Origin of the sequence: Caloranaerobacter azorensis DSM 13643, assembly GCF_900129995.1 — a bacterium.
In the GTDB taxonomy this organism is placed as follows: Bacteria; Bacillota; Clostridia; order Tissierellales; family Thermohalobacteraceae; genus Caloranaerobacter; species Caloranaerobacter azorensis.
This window is the reverse complement of the sequence record NZ_FQXO01000011.1, coordinates 40,784-61,928: the sequence shown is the minus strand read 5'-3', so window position 1 is coordinate 61,928 and position 21,145 is coordinate 40,784. Positions and strand designations below refer to the sequence as shown.

Annotated in this window: 21 protein-coding genes and 1 other RNA gene; 5 read left to right on the top strand and 17 right to left on the bottom strand. The window is 31.3% G+C overall.

The features are described 5' to 3' along the window. On the top strand, positions 1 to 248 hold a 248-nt coding region (locus BUB51_RS12970; RefSeq protein ID WP_278293906.1), incomplete at its 5' end, for a hypothetical protein. A gap of 127 nt (positions 249 to 375) precedes the next feature. Here the strand turns inward: BUB51_RS12970 and BUB51_RS02930 are convergent. Together BUB51_RS02930 and BUB51_RS02925 are read right to left on the bottom strand one after the other, a co-directional pair. After that, positions 376 to 762: a hypothetical protein gene (locus tag BUB51_RS02930; protein ID WP_143153550.1), complete on the bottom strand. Its 387-nt coding sequence runs from the start codon at positions 760 to 762 to the stop codon at positions 376 to 378. A 29-nt stretch (positions 763 to 791) separates the two neighbouring features. Further along, a complete protein-coding gene (locus BUB51_RS02925; protein ID WP_073195331.1) occupies positions 792 to 1,235 on the bottom strand; it encodes a cell wall hydrolase in 444 nt (147 codons plus the stop codon). Positions 1,236 to 1,415: 180 nt separating this feature from the next. On the opposite strand from BUB51_RS02925, the gene BUB51_RS02920 reads away from it, so the two are divergent. The 4 genes from BUB51_RS02920 (at position 1,416) to sdaAA (ending at position 4,334) form a co-directional block, all read left to right on the top strand. Next, complete coding sequence (locus BUB51_RS02920) at positions 1,416 to 1,799, top strand: PspC domain-containing protein (protein ID WP_073195329.1); 384 nt, start codon at positions 1,416 to 1,418, stop codon at positions 1,797 to 1,799. 1 nt (position 1,800) lies between these two features. Continuing rightward, a complete protein-coding gene (locus BUB51_RS02915) occupies positions 1,801 to 2,670 on the top strand; it encodes a LiaF transmembrane domain-containing protein (RefSeq protein ID WP_073195327.1) in 870 nt (289 codons plus the stop codon). A 112-nt stretch (positions 2,671 to 2,782) separates the two neighbouring features. Continuing rightward, positions 2,783 to 3,463 carry an L-serine ammonia-lyase, iron-sulfur-dependent subunit beta gene (gene sdaAB / locus BUB51_RS02910; RefSeq protein WP_035162771.1) on the top strand — a complete coding sequence of 227 codons (681 nt, stop codon included), beginning with the start codon at positions 2,783 to 2,785 and terminating at the stop codon, positions 3,461 to 3,463. Between the two features lies 1 nt (position 3,464). Then, the gene (gene sdaAA / locus BUB51_RS02905; RefSeq protein ID WP_073195325.1) at positions 3,465 to 4,334 is read left to right on the top strand and encodes an L-serine ammonia-lyase, iron-sulfur-dependent, subunit alpha; all 870 of its coding nucleotides are present in this window, start codon (positions 3,465 to 3,467) and stop codon (positions 4,332 to 4,334) included. A gap of 50 nt (positions 4,335 to 4,384) precedes the next feature. Here the strand turns inward: sdaAA and ssrA are convergent. From ssrA to gap, 15 genes are all read right to left on the bottom strand, one after another. Next, positions 4,385 to 4,739: a transfer-messenger RNA gene (ssrA, locus tag BUB51_RS02900) on the bottom strand. 14 nt (positions 4,740 to 4,753) lie between these two features. After that, positions 4,754 to 5,227 carry an SsrA-binding protein SmpB gene (gene smpB, locus BUB51_RS02895; RefSeq protein WP_035162774.1) on the bottom strand — a complete coding sequence of 158 codons (474 nt, stop codon included), beginning with the start codon at positions 5,225 to 5,227 and terminating at the stop codon, positions 4,754 to 4,756. A gap of 160 nt (positions 5,228 to 5,387) precedes the next feature. Continuing rightward, positions 5,388 to 7,502 (bottom strand): ribonuclease R, encoded by a 2,115-nt coding sequence (gene rnr, locus BUB51_RS02890; protein WP_073195323.1) that lies wholly within the window; start codon positions 7,500 to 7,502, stop codon positions 5,388 to 5,390. A gap of 18 nt (positions 7,503 to 7,520) precedes the next feature. Then, on the bottom strand, positions 7,521 to 8,072 hold the full coding sequence (locus tag BUB51_RS02885) for an HDIG domain-containing metalloprotein (protein WP_073195321.1): 552 nt from the start codon (positions 8,070 to 8,072) through the stop codon (positions 7,521 to 7,523). 13 nt (positions 8,073 to 8,085) lie between these two features. Next, positions 8,086 to 8,838, bottom strand: coding sequence for an alpha/beta hydrolase (locus BUB51_RS02880; RefSeq protein ID WP_073195319.1), 753 nt, complete (start codon positions 8,836 to 8,838; stop codon positions 8,086 to 8,088). A 149-nt stretch (positions 8,839 to 8,987) separates the two neighbouring features. Beyond that, positions 8,988 to 10,151: a D-alanine--D-alanine ligase family protein gene (locus BUB51_RS02875; protein ID WP_073195317.1), complete on the bottom strand. Its 1,164-nt coding sequence runs from the start codon at positions 10,149 to 10,151 to the stop codon at positions 8,988 to 8,990. A gap of 27 nt (positions 10,152 to 10,178) precedes the next feature. After that, on the bottom strand, positions 10,179 to 11,816 hold the full coding sequence (locus tag BUB51_RS02870; RefSeq protein ID WP_073195315.1) for a UDP-N-acetylmuramoyl-tripeptide--D-alanyl-D-alanine ligase: 1,638 nt from the start codon (positions 11,814 to 11,816) through the stop codon (positions 10,179 to 10,181). Then, positions 11,809 to 12,582 (bottom strand): alpha/beta fold hydrolase, encoded by a 774-nt coding sequence (locus BUB51_RS02865; RefSeq protein WP_073195314.1) that lies wholly within the window; start codon positions 12,580 to 12,582, stop codon positions 11,809 to 11,811. The genes BUB51_RS02870 and BUB51_RS02865 overlap by 8 nt, the downstream gene beginning before the upstream one ends. Before the next feature lie 168 nt (positions 12,583 to 12,750). After that, on the bottom strand, positions 12,751 to 14,763 hold the full coding sequence (locus BUB51_RS02860) for a sodium-translocating pyrophosphatase (protein ID WP_143153549.1): 2,013 nt from the start codon (positions 14,761 to 14,763) through the stop codon (positions 12,751 to 12,753). Between the two features lie 29 nt (positions 14,764 to 14,792). Beyond that, positions 14,793 to 15,023: a preprotein translocase subunit SecG gene (gene secG, locus BUB51_RS13230; protein WP_073195312.1), complete on the bottom strand. Its 231-nt coding sequence runs from the start codon at positions 15,021 to 15,023 to the stop codon at positions 14,793 to 14,795. A 143-nt stretch (positions 15,024 to 15,166) separates the two neighbouring features. Then, positions 15,167 to 16,456, bottom strand: a complete 1,290-nt coding sequence (gene eno / locus BUB51_RS02850) for a phosphopyruvate hydratase (RefSeq protein ID WP_035163537.1) — start codon at positions 16,454 to 16,456, stop codon at positions 15,167 to 15,169. A gap of 67 nt (positions 16,457 to 16,523) precedes the next feature. Next, a complete protein-coding gene (gene gpmI, locus BUB51_RS02845) occupies positions 16,524 to 18,056 on the bottom strand; it encodes a 2,3-bisphosphoglycerate-independent phosphoglycerate mutase (RefSeq protein ID WP_035163538.1) in 1,533 nt (510 codons plus the stop codon). A gap of 14 nt (positions 18,057 to 18,070) precedes the next feature. Beyond that, positions 18,071 to 18,817, bottom strand: a complete 747-nt coding sequence (gene tpiA / locus BUB51_RS02840) for a triose-phosphate isomerase (RefSeq protein WP_073195311.1) — start codon at positions 18,815 to 18,817, stop codon at positions 18,071 to 18,073. Positions 18,818 to 18,828: 11 nt separating this feature from the next. Further along, a complete protein-coding gene (locus BUB51_RS02835) occupies positions 18,829 to 20,022 on the bottom strand; it encodes a phosphoglycerate kinase (RefSeq protein WP_073195310.1) in 1,194 nt (397 codons plus the stop codon). 78 nt (positions 20,023 to 20,100) lie between these two features. Continuing rightward, on the bottom strand, positions 20,101 to 21,114 hold the full coding sequence (gene gap, locus BUB51_RS02830; RefSeq protein WP_035163541.1) for a type I glyceraldehyde-3-phosphate dehydrogenase: 1,014 nt from the start codon (positions 21,112 to 21,114) through the stop codon (positions 20,101 to 20,103). Positions 21,115 to 21,145 lie beyond the last annotated feature (31 nt).

The following is a 21,145-nucleotide window of genomic DNA, read 5'->3' as shown; positions in this document are numbered from 1 at the left end:
AAGCTATAGAAAGATTTATAAACTTAATAGCTATAAGTTTTACTTTTGTTTCAGTATTACCCTTTATCAGTAATAGATTTTCTGATTACAAATTTGAAAGCCCACAAGTTATAAAACGAATGATTTCAGAAAGAGTAATAAAAGAATTAATTTTTGATAGTTTCGTATCTTCGCTCGAAAATAGAAAAATTTATTCTGTAGTTTCCAAATGCGTTAAAAACTTTATATACAATGACTTTGTGGCTTAATTAATCTTGTAAACTGGTGTAATAATATAATTAGCCTTTTTATATCTAATATTTAAATGAACATTAAATATTACAAAATTATAAATATAAAGCTACTAAGATTTTACTCTTAGTAGCTATCATTATTTTATTCAAAAACCTTAACAAACTTAATAGAATACAAGTCGCAAACCATTAAATCATTAGTTTCTGCCTGTCTTAAAACAATATGGTCAATTCCTACTTCTTCTAAAGTACCTTCTTTGTCTACAAACATATTAGTGCCGACTATAAAATCTACTCTAATAAATTTCCCTATTAATGTTTTTAAATATCCTTGCAAATAATTTTTATCAGCAATCACCGGTGGACCGGGTTCTATTTCAAAATCTACTGGATTCTCTATTTGAGGTGGCATGCCTATTGGATAACTAGGACAAGGCATAGGCATTATCGGTATTTGTGGCATCATTGGTTGCATTGGAACACTAGGTTTCTTTATATCTTTTGGAACATTTTTTACCTTTCTTCTCAAAACAATCCCTCCTTTTCAAATAAAATAAATTAGGTGTCTTTATATAGTTCCGTTGGTGAGTAAAAACAATGTTTTCTTATTCTAGTCCTTAATTTTCCTGTTCCATTCCAAGGGAAAGTACTTGGACATCTTGGACTAAATGGATTCATATACCACAAACAATCCCCTATATTATAAACTTTATTACCTGATAAAGCCCAATCAGCAATATCATAATGTATTTTCTCTGGTGGATTAGCCCAAATTGTTTGAGGATTGGCTTTACCAGCTATTGTTCCTTTAACACAATCAAACTGCCCTTTCTGATAAATAACTTTCCTCAAATCTCCTTGACATACTCTTTGGTACTCTCCATAAGCTACATGAACCCTGTTCATCACTATTGTTGCAACTGCCTTCATCCCTAATTCTCCTTCTCCTCCTGCCTCACATTTGATTAGCCTAGCAAACAACTCACGTACGGAGTACGGCATGTTTCCACCTCCTTTATGCCTATTGCTACTAATAATATATTTATCTAAAATATAAACTGGTACAGGTATTTAATAATTTATTACAAAAAACTTAATAAATATTGCAGTTCTTTAGAGGAATTATTCCAAAAACATCTAATAAATATAGAATAAAATATTAAATCGAAAGGAGTTTTTAAAATGCAACAAAAATTATATCGTTCAACTAATGATAGAATGATTGCTGGTGTTTGTGGTGGAATAGCTGAATATTTCAATATTGATTCTACTTTAGTTAGATTACTTTGGCTCATATTAGGATTTACTATGGGAATAGGTTTTTTAGCATACATAATATGTATTATAGTAATTCCCGAATCACCTGTATTTTCAAATGGTTATAGCTATAATAACCAGAATAACACTGATAGAAATAGAATACTAGCAGGTCTAATCTTAATTTTACTTGGAATTATATTCTTACTTAAAAAGACATTATATTGGATCGATTTTGAAAAGTTATGGCCTATTTTCCTTATAATTGCAGGTATATATATAATATATGGTAAGAAAGTGAGGGATTGATTTGAAAAATAAAAATTTAACAATAGGTTTTATATTAATATTTTTAGGTATTATTTGGCTTTTAGATAATCTCAATATTTTAAATTTTTCTATTTGGAATGTCTTCTTTGACTTATGGCCTGTAATCCTAATTATTCTTGGATTAAATTTAATATTTAGAAATAATAAAATTATTATTATTGCTTGGATATTATTTATAATCTTTGCTATATTTTATGGTTTTTATTCAGAAAATTCAACTTCATATGAATTAGAAAATCAAAACATAGTACTAGAAAAAGAAGATTTTATAGCCAATGGTATTTTAGAACTTAAGTTGTCAGCGGGTAACTTCAACATTAAACCAACAAAAGATGAGCTTCTTAACGCTTATATAACAGACCCAAATATTTATTATAAATCTAACTTAGATAGAAATTCAAAAACTGCTCAAATTGAATTCAAACAAAAGAATCACAAAAAAATAGTAACTAATAGGGGATATAGATACAATTTTAATCTTAATGAAGATGTAAATTGGAATATAAATATTGATATTGGAGCTGTAGATGGTACTCTTGATTTAAAAAATATTAATTTTCAGGATTTGGAAATCGATGCTGGTGCTGGAGACATCAATATTTTATTAGGTGAAAAATTAAAAGATTCAAAAATAGATATTGATATGGGAGCTGGTAATCTTGATATAGCTATTCCGAAAAATTTAGGAGTTAAAATTAGATTCGACGGTGGTGTGAAACATAGTAACCTAAATGACCTCGGTTTGATACATAAAAATAATTATTACATATCGCCTAATTATGATAATGCTGACAAAAAAATTTATATAACTGTTGATATAGGTGCAGGTAATCTGAATATTAAATATTAATCTCATCTTCTTAGATGAGGTTTTTTATTCTTATTCAATTATAATTCTTATTGTATCTGTAAATACTAGGTGTTAAAATAACAATGGAAGATTATAAAGAAGGGAGATACAAATGAAAAATTACAGTACATTTGATATACTAGGTCCTATTATGATTGGCCCTTCGAGTTCCCATACAGCGGGTGCAGCAAGATTAGGTAAAGTTGCTATGGAAATAGCAGGTAATGATTTTGAAGCTGTAACTTTTTATTTGCATGGGTCTTTTGCAAAAACTTATAAGGGGCATGGTACTGATAGAGCTTTAGTAGCAGGTATTTTAGGAATGGAACCTTATGATGAAAGACTAAAAAATTCTCTCAATATAGCAAAAGAAAAAGGAATAAAAATTAAATTTGTAGAAACTGATTTAGGATATGAACACCCTAATACGGTAAAAATAGTATTTTATATGAAAGATGGTAAAAAAGTAAATGTAACTGGCTCATCTATAGGCGGTGGCAGTATTGTTATCACCAATATTAACGGATATAATGTTGAGTTTTCTGGAATGTATCCTACTCTAATAATTAAACATATAGATAAAAAAGGTATTATAAGTAAAGTTACTACAGTTTTAGCTAAACATGATATTAATATTGCAACTATGAAAGTAAACAGAAAAATAAAAGGAAAAGAAGCTTCCATGATTATTGAAACTGATCATGAAATTAATTCAACAGTTATTGAAGAACTACAAAATATAAAAGAAATTACTAATGCAAAAGCAATTAATCCTACAACAAAGAGGTGTTAAAATGTTTAATACTGGTAAAGAACTGCTCAAAATAGCAAATGAAAAAGGACTTAAACTTTGGGAAATCGTATTAGAAAATGAAGCACAAGTTTCAGAAATAGATAAAAAAGAGTTAAGAAATAAAATGAAGGAAAATCTCGTAGTAATGAAGGAAGCTTCAACACGTAGTTTAGAAAATGACATTAAATCTATAAGCGGCCTTATAGGTGGAGATGCTAAAAAGGTTGAAAATTATAGAAAAAATAAAAAAACTTTATGTGGAGATGTTATAAACAAAGCTATGGCAAGAGCCTTATCTTGTTCTGAAGTAAATGCCGCTATGGGTAAAATTGTAGCTGCTCCTACTGCTGGTTCTTGTGGAATAATCCCATCTGTTATTTTTACAGCTGCAGAAATTTTAAACGCAAATGAAGAAGATATTATAAATGCTCTTTTTACTGCTGCTGGTATAGGTCAAATTATTGCTAAGAATGCAACTATATCAGGTGCAGAAGGCGGTTGCCAAGCCGAATGCGGAGCTGCTTCTGCTATGGCAGCAGCTGCAGTTGTTGAAATGGCTGGAGGGACGCCAGAAATGTCCTTACATGCAGCAGCTATTGCTATAAAAAACATCCTCGGTCTTGTTTGTGATCCTATAGCTGGATTAGTTGAAGTACCCTGTGCCTTGAGAAATGCTTCTGGAGCAACAAACGCATTAATTTCTGCCGACTTAGCTCTTGCCGGCGTCAAAAGCATAATACCTTTTGATGAAGTTGTAGAAGCTATGTATAATGTAGGAAGAGCTCTTCCTGTCGAATTAAGAGAAACTGCTTTAGGAGGGCTTGCTGCAACTCCTACTGGTAAAAAATTAATGAAAGAAATATTAAAATAAGAAAAACCTTGATTTACATTGTTATGTAAATCAAGGTTTTTCTTATTTATTGGTGGAGGCGGTGGGAGTCGAACCCACGTCCGAAAGCACTTCATCAAGAGCTTCTCCGAGCGCAGTTGCTGTATTATACTTCGCTAAGAATAATGCCCAGCAACAGGCTTTATTCTCAGCTATCTCCAATTAATCTACTATAGGTCGGAGAACCCCTACAGCAGTTCCCTGCAAGATTATGACACTTACACTCTAATAGGCAGGTCTATTAGAGGAAGCGGCCGCGTATTTCCTTACGCAGCTAAAGCGTAATTATCGTTTGCGTTTATTTTTAGATGCCACTTTTTACGTTGCTTGGCGACAACGGCTCGCTACTCTTGACTCCATGCCCCCGTCGAAACCATATTCGCCCCCATGTTATCAAGAGATTACCTAACACCATATTTTGCACTTAAATGTTTCTGTATCCTTCTTTCTGCATCTCTTTTAGCAATATCATGTCTCTTATCGTATAATTTTTTTCCTTTAGCTATTGATAATTCTAATTTTACTAATCCATTTTTTATATATATACTTAAAGGTATCAGAGAATAACCTTTTTGTGTAGTATAGCCGATTAACTTATTTATTTCTCTTTTATGAAGCAATAATTTCCTTTTCCTCAATGGATCGGTATTATAAATATTCCCTTGTTCATAAGGACTTATATGCATATTGTTGATAAATACCTCTCCGTCCTCTACAACAGCATAACTATCTTTAAGATTAACTCTTCCTTGCCTTATTGATTTTACCTCTGTACCCGTTAAAACAATACCTGCTTCAAATGTTTCTTCAATAAAATAGTCATGCCTTGCTTTTTTATTCCTTGCAATCACTTTTATATTACTATTTTTTACCATGTTTATCACCACGTTATATTTAGTGCGAAGATAATTGTAACATATATATTTTTTTTTGTCAATATAGGGTAAATTTTAAATGGATTTTTCCTTAAATCATAAAAATAACAGGTTCAGCTTTAAGCCAAACCTGTATTTTCAACATAGTGTTTAATTAATTTTACTCTACAAATATAAAATCAATTTCTCTTTTATCTATATCTGCTTTCATTACTTTTACTTTAACTACATCCCCTATTTTATAAGTTTTTTTAGTTCTCTCACCAATAAAACTATGGTTAAACTCATCATATATATAATAATCGTCAACTAAAGTGCTTATATGAACTAAACCTTCGATAGTGTTATCTAACTCGACAAAAATACCAAATGGCATCACACCAGATATTATACCCTCGTAAATTTCGCCAAGTCTTTCTGACATATATTCTACTTTCTTCAAATCTTCAGTTTCTCTTTCAGCCTCATCCGCTATTCTCTCTCTTATAGATGATTGTTCAGCTACATGGAGTAATTTCTTTTTCAATTTCTCAATTTTGCTACCCTTTAACTCCCCATTTATAAAAGCTTTTATTATCCTATGAATTTGTAAATCTGGATATCTTCTTATAGGTGAAGTAAAATGACAGTAGTATCTTGCTGCTAATCCAAAATGACTATCAGGTTCAGCACTATATCTGGCTTTCTTTAATGATCTGAGCATTAATGTATTTATTACTGTTTCTTCTTTAGTACCTTCTACTTTTTTCAATAGGTTTTGAAGTTCTTTCGGATGAATTTGTTGAATTCCCTTTAAATGATATCCAAAATTATGAATAAACTTATTAAATTCATTAATCTTCTCTTCATCTGGATCCTCATGTATCCTATATACAAATGGAATTTGCGACCAGTACATATATTCCGCTACCGTTTCATTACAAACAAGCATAAACTCTTCAATAATTCTATTTGCTATTCTCCTCTCTGCTTTTTTAATATCTATAGGTTTACCATTTTCATCTAAAATAATTTTTGCTTCATCAAAATCGAAATCTATGCTACCTCTGTTTTCTCTTTTTTTCCTCAATATATTACACAATTCCTCCATAGCCTTTAAATCTTCTAGAATATAACTATACCTTTCCTTTAATTCCTCATCATCATTTTCTAAAAGATTTGAAATATCTGTATAAACTAATCTTTCTTTGCTCTGTATAATACTTTCCACAATTTCATGGTCTACTACTCTACCCTGTTTGTCAATCTCCATAAAAACACTTAGAGTAAGTCTAGGAACTCCCGGATTTAAACTGCAAACTCCATTCGACAATTTTTTAGGAAGCATTGGTATTACTCTATCGACTAAATATACACTTGTACCTCTTTTCAAGGCTTCTTTATCTAAATGAGATTTTTCCTTTACATAATAAGATACATCAGCGATATGAACTCCCAATTTAAAATTTGCATTTCCTAATCTTTCAATTGATACTGCATCATCTAAATCTTTAGCATCTATCCCGTCTATAGTAAATATATTTTTGTCTCTTAAATCTAAACGTCTTTTTATCTCTTCTTCTGGAATTTCTTCAGGTATATTGTCAGCTTCTTTTAAAACCTTTTCAGGAAACTCTTCTGTAAGGCCATACTTTTTAATTATTGCCAATATATCTGTGCCTACATCCCCTTTGTAGCCTAATATTTCTATTATCCTACCTTCAGGATTTCTCCTCTTTTCAGGCCATTTAGTAATTTCAACAACAACTTTTTGATTTGTCTTAGCTCCATTTATTTCTGCCTTTGGAATAAATACATCCATACTTATCCTATTATCATCAGGAACTACAAATCCAAAATACTTACTTTTTTCAAATGTTCCTACAATCGTCTTGTTAGCTCTTTCAAGTATCCTTATAATTTCTCCCTCTTCACTCTTACCTCCAAAACCTCTGCTTATCACTCTTGCTATGACTCTATCTCCATGCAGTGCTCCATTCAAATCTTGTGAGGGTATAAAAATATCTTTAATATCTTTATTATCAGGTACTACAAAACCATATCCTCTAGGATGTCCTTGCAAAGTACCTACAATTAAATTCATGCGTTCAGGTACTCCATATCTATCACTTCTAGTCTTAACGATTATACCTTCTTTCTCCATTACATCTAATAACTTATAAAAATCTTTTATTTCTTTATTTGATATTCCAAATACTTTTACAAGTTCTTCTTTAAGCATCGGTTTATATGCTTCTTCTTTCATAAATTGTACAATCTTCTCTTTTGTACCCATTATAATACCTCCATACTGTTATAATCCTAATTCTTCGGAAATTTGTTGCATAGAACTTAAACCTATTTCAATAAACTCTTCTAACTCTAAACCAAGTTCCTTACAAGCTGCAATTTGTTCTCTATTTGCACCCTTTGCAAAAGACTTTTCTTTAAATCTATTTAATATAAATTTCGTATCAATTTTGCTTAATTTCTTCTCTGGTAATATTAAAGCTGCTGCAACTATTAATCCCGTTAATGGGTCACTCGAATATAATGCTTTATCCATTAAACTTATTCTTTCTAATCCATGAATATCATTATGCACTTTTACTGCATAAATTATATCCTTATCATATCCTAATTCTTCTAACATTTTTGCACCAACTAAACTGTGCTTTTCTGGATTATTTGCTGTCTGTTCATAATCTATATCATGTAGTAAGCCCGCAAGCCCCCATTTTTCTTCGTCCTGTTTAAATTTTCTTGCTAATCCTATCATAACTGCTTCTGTAGCTAACATATGTTTAATTAAATTCTTATTCTTAATATTAGCTTTTACATGTTTTAAAGCTTCTATTCTATTCATTTTCATACCCCCATTAATTTTTTGATATATTTATATCAGACAAAAATCTATTAATTTCATCGAACACTTTTTCTCTTTCTAAATCTAAAGTTACTAAATGCCCACTCTCTTTTAAATAAATTAGCTTTTTATACGGTGAACCAACTTTTTCTAAAATATACTCTGCACTTTCATATTTTACAGTTTTGTCATTTTTAGACTGAATTATAAGTATCGGTGCCTTTACTTTTTTTAATTTTCTCTTAGTAATTCTAATTAATTTTAATAAATGTGGAACTGTAGATACCGGTGTTTTATTATAACCTATACAGTATTCTTTTACATATTCAAATTTCCCTTCAGGTTTCGTTATATACTTTCTAAAATATTTAATTATTCTTGCAAAATATACTTTTTTATTTACTATTTTTATCGGTGCAGCAATACTTACTACAGCATCTATTTTAAACCTCTCTGCTAGATTTAGTGCTATTATTCCTCCCATAGACAATCCAATTATAACTACTTTATTACATTTATGCATTAAATCTATCAATTCCGTCTCTGCCGATGATAACCAATCTTTCCAAGTAGTCTTTTCCATATCTTCTACTGTCGTTCCATGACCTTTAAGTAATACACCTTTTACCGTATAACCTTGTTTATGAAGAAATTCTCCTAACAACCTCATTTCTGCTGGAGAACCTGTAAAACCATGAATTAATAGACATCCAATATCATTTCCTTTAAAATAAAACGCCTTAGCATTATCATGTAAATATTTCATCTCCAACACCAACCTCTAATTTGTTTCTACCCTATATCATAATATTATAACATATTTTATTTGCTGAAATTGAAATTTATACAAATTATGGTTAGTAACTATCAGCTAAAAAAAATAAGGGCATACTATTAGCCCTAATAATAATCATGCTACATTTTTCCACATTTATTTTGAAAATCTATTTTATTAAACAGATTGACATCATAAGAATACATGTTTTTATTTTTTTCTTCATAACTCTTTATTGCAATTTCTATTAATTCATCTATAAGTTCTTTAAACGATATACCTTTTGGCTCCCATAAATAATAGGCTATCGAACCAGGCATTGTATTAATTTCATTTACATATATATTGTTTTTATCATCTAATAAAAAGTCAATCCTTGCTATTCCTCTGCAGTCTATTGCCATAAATGCCCTTTTTGCCAATTCTTCTATTTTAACTCTAATATCATCTGGTATATTTGCCGGAATTATTCTCCTTCCATTTTTAGTTCCTTTAGTATTACTCTTAATATATTTATCTTCAAATGATAATAACTCTTCCCAGCCAACCGGCTCCTCACAAACTGAAGTTTTTAATCTATCATCATATCCAATAACTGAACAATTTATTTCTCTAGGCTTTTCTACTCCCTTTTCTACAATTATCTTTCGATCATACCTAATGGCTACTTCTACTGCTTTTATTAAATCTTCTCTATTTTTAGCTTTAGAAATCCCAATACTTGAACCTAAATTAGCAGGTTTCACAAAAACTGGATATCCTAATGTCTTTTCTATTTCTTCAATTAATTTTTCTTTATCTTCCCATCTATTTCTATAAAACCAGATATAGTCAACCATTGGCAGTTCATATGATTTAAATACAGATTTCATCATAACTTTGTCCATTCCAACAGATGAAGCTAGTACACTGCCTCCTACATAAGGTATATTCATCAATTCAAATAATCCTTGTAATGTACCATCTTCTCCATTAGTTCCATGAACTGCTGGAAAAATTACATCTAATGTTTCTAAAATTTTCTTACTAAAAAGGCTAGTCTTCTCTGGATGCAAGTATACTTTTCGGTTATTGTAATTTGGAACTACAACTACCTCTTTGACGCCCTTAAAATCCTTATTTTTAAAGTTTTCAAATTTGCTTAATGAATCACCAATAAGCCATTTACCATCTTTGTCTATATAAATCGGTATGACTTCATATTTTGATTTATCAATATTTTCTATAACCTGTAATCCTGTTATTACTGACACTTCATGCTCAACACTTCTTCCTCCAAAAACTACACCTACTCTCTTTTTCATAGAAAACCCTCCTAAATAAATAGATAGCTATTCGTTATAAGTATCTGGTAAATCATTCTCAAACAAAACTACGTCACCAGGTTTCACTAACTCTTGCAATTTCACAGTAGCCTCATTTAACGTACTAACCACAAAAATCTTATCTTTACTATAATTCATTTCCCTTAATCCTTCAAAAATCGGTTTTGTTCTATTTTTGCCTATAAGAATTACATAATCGCATACATTAGCTATATTCTTACCAAACTCCTTATTAGCTTCAAATTCTTGCTCTCCTAATTCAACCATACCAGGAGTTACTATTATTTTTCTTCTATCTTTGAACTGATTAATTACATCGAGTGCAGCTTTCGCTCCTACGGGATTGGAATTAAATGCGTCGTCAATAACAATGACTCCAGTACCTGGATTTATCAATTGTAATCTATGTGGAACGGGTTCTACTTTTTCTATTCCTTTAGCTATCTCCTCTAATGTCAATCCCAATGCTTTAGCAACGGCAGCGCCTGCAAGTAAATTCTGTATATTGTGTCTACCAAGTAATTTTGTTCGACATTTAACAGAATTTCCTTCCCTATCATTAAGTATGAAAGTTGAACCAAATTCCGATATCTCTAAATCCGTTGCATAAATATCTAATTTTTCAGTATCTTCCATTCCATATAATATCTTTTCTTTAAAAGTCTTATCGGCAAGTTTTCTAATATATTTATTATCATAGTTAAAAATCGCAATACCTTCTGGCGGCAGTTCTTCGATTAATTCATACTTTGTTTTCATTATATTTTCTACATTTTTAAACGTTTCTAAATGAGTAGGTCCTACTGCTGTTAGAACTCCTATTTTGGGATTTGCTAATCTAGCTACTTCTTTAATATCGCCTATGTTTCTTGCCCCCATCTCTACGACAAAAACTTCATATTCATCAGTTAAATCGTTATTAATAACTTTACTGATACCCATCGGAGTATTATAACTTTCAGGTGTTTTCAATACTTTATACTTTTCTTGTAAAATCGTTGACGTTATAAACTTCGTGCTGGTTTTTCCAAAACTTCCTGTAATACCCACAATTTTTAAGTTTTTAAAGGTTCTTATTTTATTATAAGCTTTATCGTAATAATATTTATTAATCTTTTTTTCTACCGGAGCTACTAATATATTAGCCAATATCATATTATATGGTTCAAAGTAATATATAGTACTTAACAGTAATAAGGCTAAAGGATAAGTATAGTACTTTTCATAAGGTAGCAGCATTAGTATAAAAGTTATTATTAAAATTTCAATTATTATTACTATAAAATTTGAAGCAAATAATCTTTTTGCCCTTTTAGTGAATACTAATTCTTTTTTTGCTTTATCTCTCTTAAACCTAATTGAATCGGCTATACCACCTATCCAAAGCAGCATATATATGATTGTGAAAATCTCATCTTTAGCAATAATTAGAGCAATAATGCATATAACTGTAGCCTTTATAATACCAAAGAAAATATATTTTAATTTTTTAGGAAAAGCCTTATAGCTAAATTCGTTAATCCACTTTTTAAAGTTATTATTTTTATATCCTTCAAGTTGAATCATATGTAAAAAATATTTGCTCCTATGATATATGGCAAAAAACCAAATGCCTAAACTTATTGCCAAAAATATGTTACTCATTCAATCCACTCTCCTCTAAAAACTTATCAACAATTACTATAAATCTATTATATTGATCAAGATATGAAAAATGTCCTGCATTTTTCAAAATGACTAACCCGCTATCCTCTATTTCCTTTTCCATAATTTTACCCATATAAACAGGTGTCGCTTCATCATTTTCGCCCCATATTAGTAAAGTAGAAGCCTTTATCCCTTTAAGTAGGGGCTTTAAATCTTCATTTACAACCTTTACTAAAATTTTTCTCATATTGCCAGCCTGTCGATAATCTTTAGAACCGAATTTTTTATAAAATTTTTCCATAGCTTTTTCTTTATCTTTCCAGAAAAATAATAGTCTATATAAAAATTTCAAAGTTTTAAACATATAAACTTTAATATAATATTTTAAAGTTCTTCTAGGTATTAAACCAGCACTATCAACTAATATCATTTTTTTTATGAGTTCAGGATATTTATTAGCTAAAACTATTGAAACTCTGCCTCCAAAAGAATGTCCTATTAATATAACTTCTTTCATATTCATTTGGTCAATAAACTTTTTTGTCAACCTAGCATAATCATATACTCCCCATACTTCGTTAGGCTGCTGACTTTCACCAAACCCTGGGAAATCTATTGCATAAACTCTAAATCTATTTTTTAAATGATTAAAAACTGGAAGAAAACTATCTACGTTTCCACCCCAACCATGTAGTAGAAGTACATTTTTCCCTTCTCCTTCGCATTTATAATTTATTGTTAAACCATCAATATCTATTTTCATCTATACCACCCTACTGTTTTATCAGATTTTATTTTATTACATATTATTATATTAATCTAATTAATTATAACCAAATCACTTATTTAAGTATACCAAAACTTTTCATATTAGTCGATAGCCAAAACTTCACTAAAAAAACCCCTCTCTTTTAAAGAGAAGGGTTTTTGACTAGAATAAATTAAATATTAAACCACCAAATTTTAAGAATAATGGTGCAAATACTAAAGCAACTATAGTCATAAGTTTAATTAAGATATTTATAGATGGTCCTGAAGTATCTTTGAATGGATCTCCAACAGTATCTCCAACAACCGCTGCTTTGTGAGCATCACTACCTTTTCCACCATGATGTCCTTCTTCTATATACTTCTTAGCATTATCCCATGCACCACCTGCATTAGCCATAAGTATAGCCATAAGTACACCTGATACTAATGCTCCAGCTAAAAGACCTCCTAGAGCTTCTGTTCCTAATAATATTCCTGTTAAAAGTGGAGCAAGTACTGCTAATAAACCTGGGATCATCATTTCTTTTAACGCAGCAGCTGTACTGATATCAACACATCTCTTATACTCAGGTTTAGCTTTACCTTCCATGATACCTGGTATAGTTTTAAACTGTCTTCTAACTTCTTCTATCATACTAAATGCAGCTTTACCAACTGCTTCCATAGTTATTGCTGAGAATAAGAATGGTAGCATACCACCTATTAATAAACCTGCAATAACTGTAGGTTTTGTTAGGTCTATACTAGATAAGTTGACTGCTTGAGTATATGAAGCGAATAAAGCTAGTGCTGTAAGCGCTGCTGAACCTATCGCAAATCCTTTACCTATAGCAGCTGTAGTGTTTCCTACTGCATCTAATTTATCAGTTATATTACGTACTTCTTTTGGTAATTCACACATTTCAGCAATACCGCCAGCATTATCTGCTATTGGTCCATAAGCATCAACTGCAATTGTCATACCAGCAGTTGATAACATACCTACTGCAGCTAAAGCTATACCGTATAAACCATGACTTGCACTAGCAGCTCCACCGCTAGTATAGAAAGCAACTAATATACCTATAGCTATAACTAAAATTGGAAGAGCAGTTGATAACATACCTACAGCTAAACCACTGATAATATTTGTCGCACTTCCTGTTTCTGATTGGTCTGCAATTTTTCTTACAGGTTTAAAATCTCCAGAAGTATAATATTCTGTAAGTTGTCCTATAATAATCCCTACAATTAAACCAGTTACTATTGCTGCAAATGGTTTAAGTGAACCAAGCAATGAATTACTTAAGAAAAATGCAACTACTATTGTAATTATTCCACTAACATAAGTACCCATTTTTAGAGCTTTATGTGGGTCTGAACCTTCTTTTCCTCTAACAAAGAATGTACCAATGATAGATGCTACTATTCCTGTACTCGCTAAAAATAATGGATATAATGCCCCATTTATATCAAAAGCTAATAATCCTAATGTAATTGCTGAAATTATAGAACCTACATATGACTCAAATAAGTCAGCTCCCATACCTGCAACGTCTCCAACATTGTCCCCAACGTTATCAGCAATAACAGCAGGGTTTCTTGGGTCGTCTTCAGGTATACCAGCTTCTACTTTACCAACTAAGTCTGCTCCAACGTCAGCAGCTTTAGTATAAATTCCTCCACCAACACGACCAAATAGAGCTATTGATGATGCCCCTAGACCAAATCCTGTAATTACTGCAGGATCTTTAAATATTAGATATAAAGAACCAACTCCTAACAATCCTAATCCAACAACTGCCATTCCCATAACTGCTCCACCTGAGAATGCAACATCTAAAGCCTTATTCATTCCTGATTCTTTTGCTGCATTTGCAGTCCTTACATTTGCTTTAGTAGCAACTCTCATTCCAAAGAATCCTGCTAAAGCTGAAAATACTGCACCTACAATGAAACAAATAGCTGTTTTCCAACCTATACCTATTCCTAATATTATAAATAATATTGCAACAAAAATTACAAGTGTCTTATACTCTCTTGATAAAAATGCCATAGCTCCTTCCTGTATGTAGGAAGATATTTCTTTCATCCTCTCAGTTCCAACATCTACTTTATTAATTGAAGCTGCTTTGTAATAAGCGAAAATCAACGCTATAACCCCAATTATAGGCACTATTATATTCAATTTAATACCTCCTTTATTTAATTTTTATTATACTTTTATTGTAATGCTGCGAGTACTAATGCAGATATTATAAAAATAACAGCCGAAATACTAGTAATTTTACTTAATATACCTTCATAAGTTCTACCTTTATTTTTTCCCCATATACTTTCAGCACCGCCAGCTATAGTCCCTGATAAACCGGCACTTTTACCAGATTGTAATAATATACTTGCTATTAAAACTAAACTTGAAACTAGAATTAATATAGTAAATAATATCTTCACCCTTACACCTCCCCGCCTAATAATTAACAAAGCTATTTTAACATAGGATATTAATAAAATCAATAAATTTGTTAAAATAAATAAGGGTAGCAACTGTCTACCCTTATTATTGGCAAAAATTTCTTTTATATTCATTAAAATAATTATTTAAGATTGTAGAATACTTCTTTCCCTCTATATTGAGCAGTTTTGCCCAACATATCTTCAATTCTTAATAATTGATTGTATTTAGCAACTCTATCAGTTCTTGAAGGCGCTCCTGTTTTAATTTGACCAGCATTTGTAGCTACTACGAAATCTGCAATAGTTGCATCTTCTGTTTCTCCTGATCTGTGTGATACAACTGCAGTATAACCAGCTCTTTTTGCCATTTCAATTGCATCTAAAGTCTCTGTAATTGTACCTATTTGGTTTAGCTTAATAAGAATTGAATTAGCAACACCTTTTTCAATACCTTTTGATAATCTCTTAGTATTAGTTACAAATAAGTCGTCTCCTACTAATTGTATTTTATTTCCTAATTTTTCAGTTAATAACTTCCATCCTTCCCAATCTTCTTCATCTAAACCATCTTCGATTGAAATAATAGGATACTTCTCAACTAATTCACTGTAGAAGTTTACTAATTCTTCAGCAGTTAACTCTTTTCCTTCACCAGCTAATTTATAAACTTTCTTTTCTTTATCATATAATTCAGTCGCAGCAACATCTAATGCAAGTGCTATCTCTTCTCCCGGTTTGTATCCAGCCTTTTTAATAGCTTCAACAATAGTTGCTAATGCCTCTTCGTTTGATCCTAGATTTGGAGCAAATCCACCTTCATCACCAACTGCTGTATTTAGACCTTTTTCTTTTAAAACTTTCTTTAAATTGTGGAATACTTCTGCACCCATTCTTAAAGCCTCTCTAAAGTTTGGTGCTCCAACAGGCATTACCATAAATTCTTGAATGTCTACATTATTATCAGCATGTTTACCACCATTTAAAATGTTCATCATTGGTACTGGTAGAGTTTTAGCATTTACTCCTCCTAAATATTGATATAAAGGTACACCTAATGCATTTGCTGCAGCTTTTGCAACAGCCATTGAAACACCTAAAATAGCATTAGCACCTAATTTACCTTTATTCTCTGTTCCGTCTAATTCTAACATTTTCATATCTATTGCAACTTGATCAAGCGCATCCATTCCAATTATTTCAGGTGCAATTATCTCATTAACATTTTCAACAGCTTTAGTAACACCTTTTCCTAAAAATCTAGTTTTATCATTATCTCTTAATTCTACTGCTTCAAAAGCACCAGTTGATGCACCTGATGGAACTGCTGCTCTTCCCATTGCCCCGCTTTCTGTCCAAACTTCAACTTCAACTGTTGGATTTCCTCTTGAATCTAATATCTCTCTAGCATAAACATCAATTATCTTTGTCATTTTAAATTCCTCCTTCTTACTTTATAATTCTAGTCATTAATCTATAATGTTAATAATCTGAATAATTTTATCTGATAATTAGTGATTGACCTGTCATTTCAGCTGGCTTTTCTATACCCATCATATCAAGTATAGTTGGAGCAATATCAGCCAATATACCTTCTCTTAATTTTACATCTCCCTCACCTATAACTATACAAGGTACTTTATTAGTAGTATGAGCTGTTATTGTTTTACCTGTATCTTTATCTATCATTTCTTCGGCATTACCATGATCAGCTGTAATCATAACTTTGCCGCCCTTTTCTACTATTAACTTAACTATGTCTCCTAGACATTCGTCTACTGTCTCAATAGCTTTAACTGCTGCTTCAAATTTACCCGTATGACCTACCATATCTGGGTTAGCAAAGTTTAGAACTATAAAATCATATTTGTCTTCATTTATTCTCTTTATTACTTCTTCTTTAACCTCTACCGCACTCATTTCTGGTTTAAGATCATATGTTGCAACTTTAGGTGAAGGAATTAATACTCTTTCTTCTCCTTCATTTGGTTTTTCTACTCCACCATTGAAAAAGAAAGTAACGTGAGCATATTTCTCAGTTTCGGCTATCCTCAACTGTTTCAATCCCTTTTTACTCAAATATTCTCCTAAAGTATTAACATATACTTGAGGTTTATATGCTATTTCTACATTATCAATAGTTTTATCATATTGAGTCATACATACAAAATAAACATTTACTTTTTTATCCCTAACAAATCCATCAAAATCATCATCCACAAAAGCTCTAGTTATTTGTCTTGCCCTATCTGGTCTAAAGTTGAAGAATATTATTGAATCATTATCTTCTATTACTTTAACAGGACTATTATCTTTTACTATAACAGTTGGTACAACAAATTCATCTGTTATATCTTCGTCGTAAGATTTATTTATCGCTTCAATAGGCGTTGAAGCTGTTCTACCTTTTCCTAATACCATAGCATCATAAGCTTTTTTCGTTCTATCCCATCTTTTATCTCTATCCATTGCATAATATCTACCTGATATAGTAGCTATTTTCCCAACACCTATTTCAGAAAGCTTATTTTCTAATTCTTCAATATATTTCTTAGCACTTTTAGGTGGTACATCTCTACCATCCAAGAAACAATGGATATATACTTCTTTTAATCCATATTTTTGTGCTAATTCTAAAAGTGCATACAGATGTGTATTATGGCTGTGAACACCACCGTCAGATAATAATCCCATTAAGTGTAAACTTGAATTGTGTTTTTTAGCATTTTCAACTGCTTTTATAAATTCTTGTTTTTCAAAGAATTCACCATTTTCTATTGCTTTACTTATTCTTGTAAATTCTTGATAAATAATTCTACCTGCACCTATATTTAAATGCCCTACTTCTGAATTACCCATTTGTCCTTCAGGCAATCCTACTGATAATCCACTAGCTTCTAGTTTAGTGCTAGGATAATTCTCTAATAGCATCTTAAAGTTAGGTGTTTTGGCTTTTAAAATAGCATTACCTTCATAATCTTTGCCTATTCCCCAGCCATCAAGTATTATTAGAGCTACTGGTTTGTTAGCCATTTTTTTCCTCCTCATTAAAAGTTTACAATATTTATGAAATCTTCTGCTTTTAGACTTGCTCCGCCTACCAAAGCTCCATCAATATCAGATTCATTCATTAATTCAGTAACATTATGAGGCTTTACACTGCCTCCATATTGTATTCTTACTTCTTCAGAAATATCTACTCCATATTTACCTCTAATTGTTTCCCTAATAAAAGAAATCATATCATTTGCATCTTTACTTGAAGCAGTCTTTCCAGTACCTATTGCCCAGATAGGCTCATAGGCAATAACTACATTAAGCATATCTTCAGCACTTACATTCTCTAGTGCCTTAATAATTTGCTTACTAACAACATCTTTTTCTATATTTTTCTCTCTTTGCTCAAGAGTTTCTCCAACACAGATAATAGGCTTTATTCCATATTTTAAAGCTGAAATCACCTTTTTATTAACCGTTTCATCAGTTTCATTGAAATATTGTCTTCTTTCAGAATGTCCAATTATAACGTAATCGACTCCTATTTCTTTTAACATTACAGGAGAAATCTCACCTGTATATGCTCCTTTTTCTTCCCAATGCATATTTTGAGCACCTAATTTTACTTTAGTACCCTGAAGCTCTTTTTTTATTTCACTTAAAGATGTAAAAGGCACACATACAACTACTTCAACATCTGTATTGTCTGCTACACTTTTAATTTCTCTAACTAGCTTAATACCTTCTTCAATAGTATTATGCATTTTCCAGTTTCCAGCTATTATAGGCTTTCTCATAATGCTCCTCCTTACTTATCATCAATCGCCGCAATACCAGGTAATGTTTTTCCTTCAAAGAACTCTAATGATGCTCCACCACCAGTTGATATATGAGTCATTTTATCATTATATCCTGTCTTTTCAACAGCAGCTGCACTATCTCCTCCACCAACAATAGTTACAGCATCTGATTTTGCCATAGCTTCAGCTATTGCTTCTGTTCCCTTTGCAAAGTTCTCCATTTCAAAAACGCCCATTGGTCCGTTCCATACAACAGTTTTAGCTTTTAATATTTCTTCAGCAAATATCTTTCTTGTTTCCTCTCCAATATCTAATCCCATCATATCTGCTGGTATTTCTTCAACTTTTACAGTTTTAAATTCAGTATCATTCTTGAATTCTTTTGCTACAACAGTATCTACAGGTAATAATAATTTAACACCTTTTTCTTCTGCTTTTTTCATAAGCTCTTTTGCTAACTCTATTTTATCTTCTTCTAAAAGAGATTTTCCTATCTCATATCCTTTTGCTTTTAGGAATGTAAACATCATTCCTCCACCTATTAATAAACTGTCTACTTTATCTAATAGATTTTCGATAACTCCTATCTTGTCTGATACTTTAGCTCCACCAAGTATAGCTACAAAAGGTCTCTCCGGATTTGACATAGCCTTACCCATAACTTCAATTTCTTTTTTAACAAGATATCCTACAGCTGATGGTAAATGCTGACTAACACCAACATTTGAAGCATGTGCTCTATGAGCTGTACCAAAAGCATCATTTACAAAAAGGTCAGCTAATGAAGCTAATTCTTTTGCAAATTCTTCTCCATTTTTTGTTTCTTCTTTTCTATATCTAGTATTTTGTAGTAAAACTACATCTCCTTCTTTCATTTCTGCAACAGCTTTTTTAGCATTTTCTCCAACTACGTTATCATCTGCTGCAAAAATTACCTCTTTATTTAAAAGTTCAGATAATCTCTTTGCTACTGGCTCTAAACTGTATTTAGGATTAGGCTCTCCTTTTGGTCTTCCTAAATGTGACATTAATATTACTTTTCCACCATTATTGATTATGTATTCAATTGTAGGGATTGCACTTCTAATTCTTCTATCGTCAGTTATTTCGCCATTTTCATTCATTGGTACGTTAAAATCACATCTCACTAATACTTTTTTACCTCTAACATCTAAATCCTCAACCGTTCTTTTATTTAACATATTACCCCTCCTCAAGCAATTCTACTTCTTAAAGGTAAAGCCGGTTTTGTAGCTAACTACAAAACCGGTCAACATCTTTTATAGTCCTTTTTCAATAATGTATTTTACTAAATCAACAACTCTTGTTGAATATCCCCACTCATTATCATACCATGAAACAACTTTAACCATATTTCCACCAATTACCATGGTTGATAAAGCATCAACTATTGATGAATGAGAATCTTTTCTGTAATCGATTGATACTAGTGGCTCATCTGAATATCCTAATACTCCTTTTAATTCTCCTTCAGCTGCTTCTTTTAAAGCTTTATTTACTTCTTCTGCAGTAGTTTCTTTTTCAACTTCAAATACTACGTCTACTACTGAAACTGTTGGAGTTGGTACTCTCATTGCCATACCACTTAATTTTCCTTTTAATTCAGGTAATACTAATGCAACTGCTTTAGCTGCTCCTGTAGTTGTAGGAATGATTGATTCAGCAGCTGCTCTAGCTCTTCTTAAGTCTTTATGTGGTGCATCTAATATTCTTTGGTCATTTGTATATGAGTGAACTGTTGTCATTAATCCTTTTTTAATTCCAAATTTCTCTAATATAACTTTAGCAACTGGTGCTAAACAGTTAGTTGTACAAGAAGCATTTGAAATTATATTGTGATTTGCTGGATCATAATCTTTCTCATTTACACCCATAACTATTGTTACATCTTCATTTTTAGCAGGTGCACTGATTATAACTTTTTTAGCTCCTGCTTTGATATGTTTTTCTGCTCCTTCTCTATCTCTGAAAATACCAGTTGATTCTATTACAATGTCTACTCCTAACTCTGCCCAAGGTAATTTTTCAGGATCTCTTTCGCTTAAAACTTTTATTTTCTTTCCATTTAATACTATATAATCTCCTTCTACTGCTACAGTTCCTTCAAATTTTCCAAAACATGAATCATATTTGAATAAGTGTGCTAAAGCTTCAGGTTTTGCTAAATCGTTAATTGCTACAACCTCGAACTCAGTAACTCCATTCTCTAATGCTGATCTTAAAACATTTCTTCCTATTCTTCCAAAACCATTAATACCAACTTTAATAGCCATTGTATATTCCTCCTTTATATTTTTTAGCTAC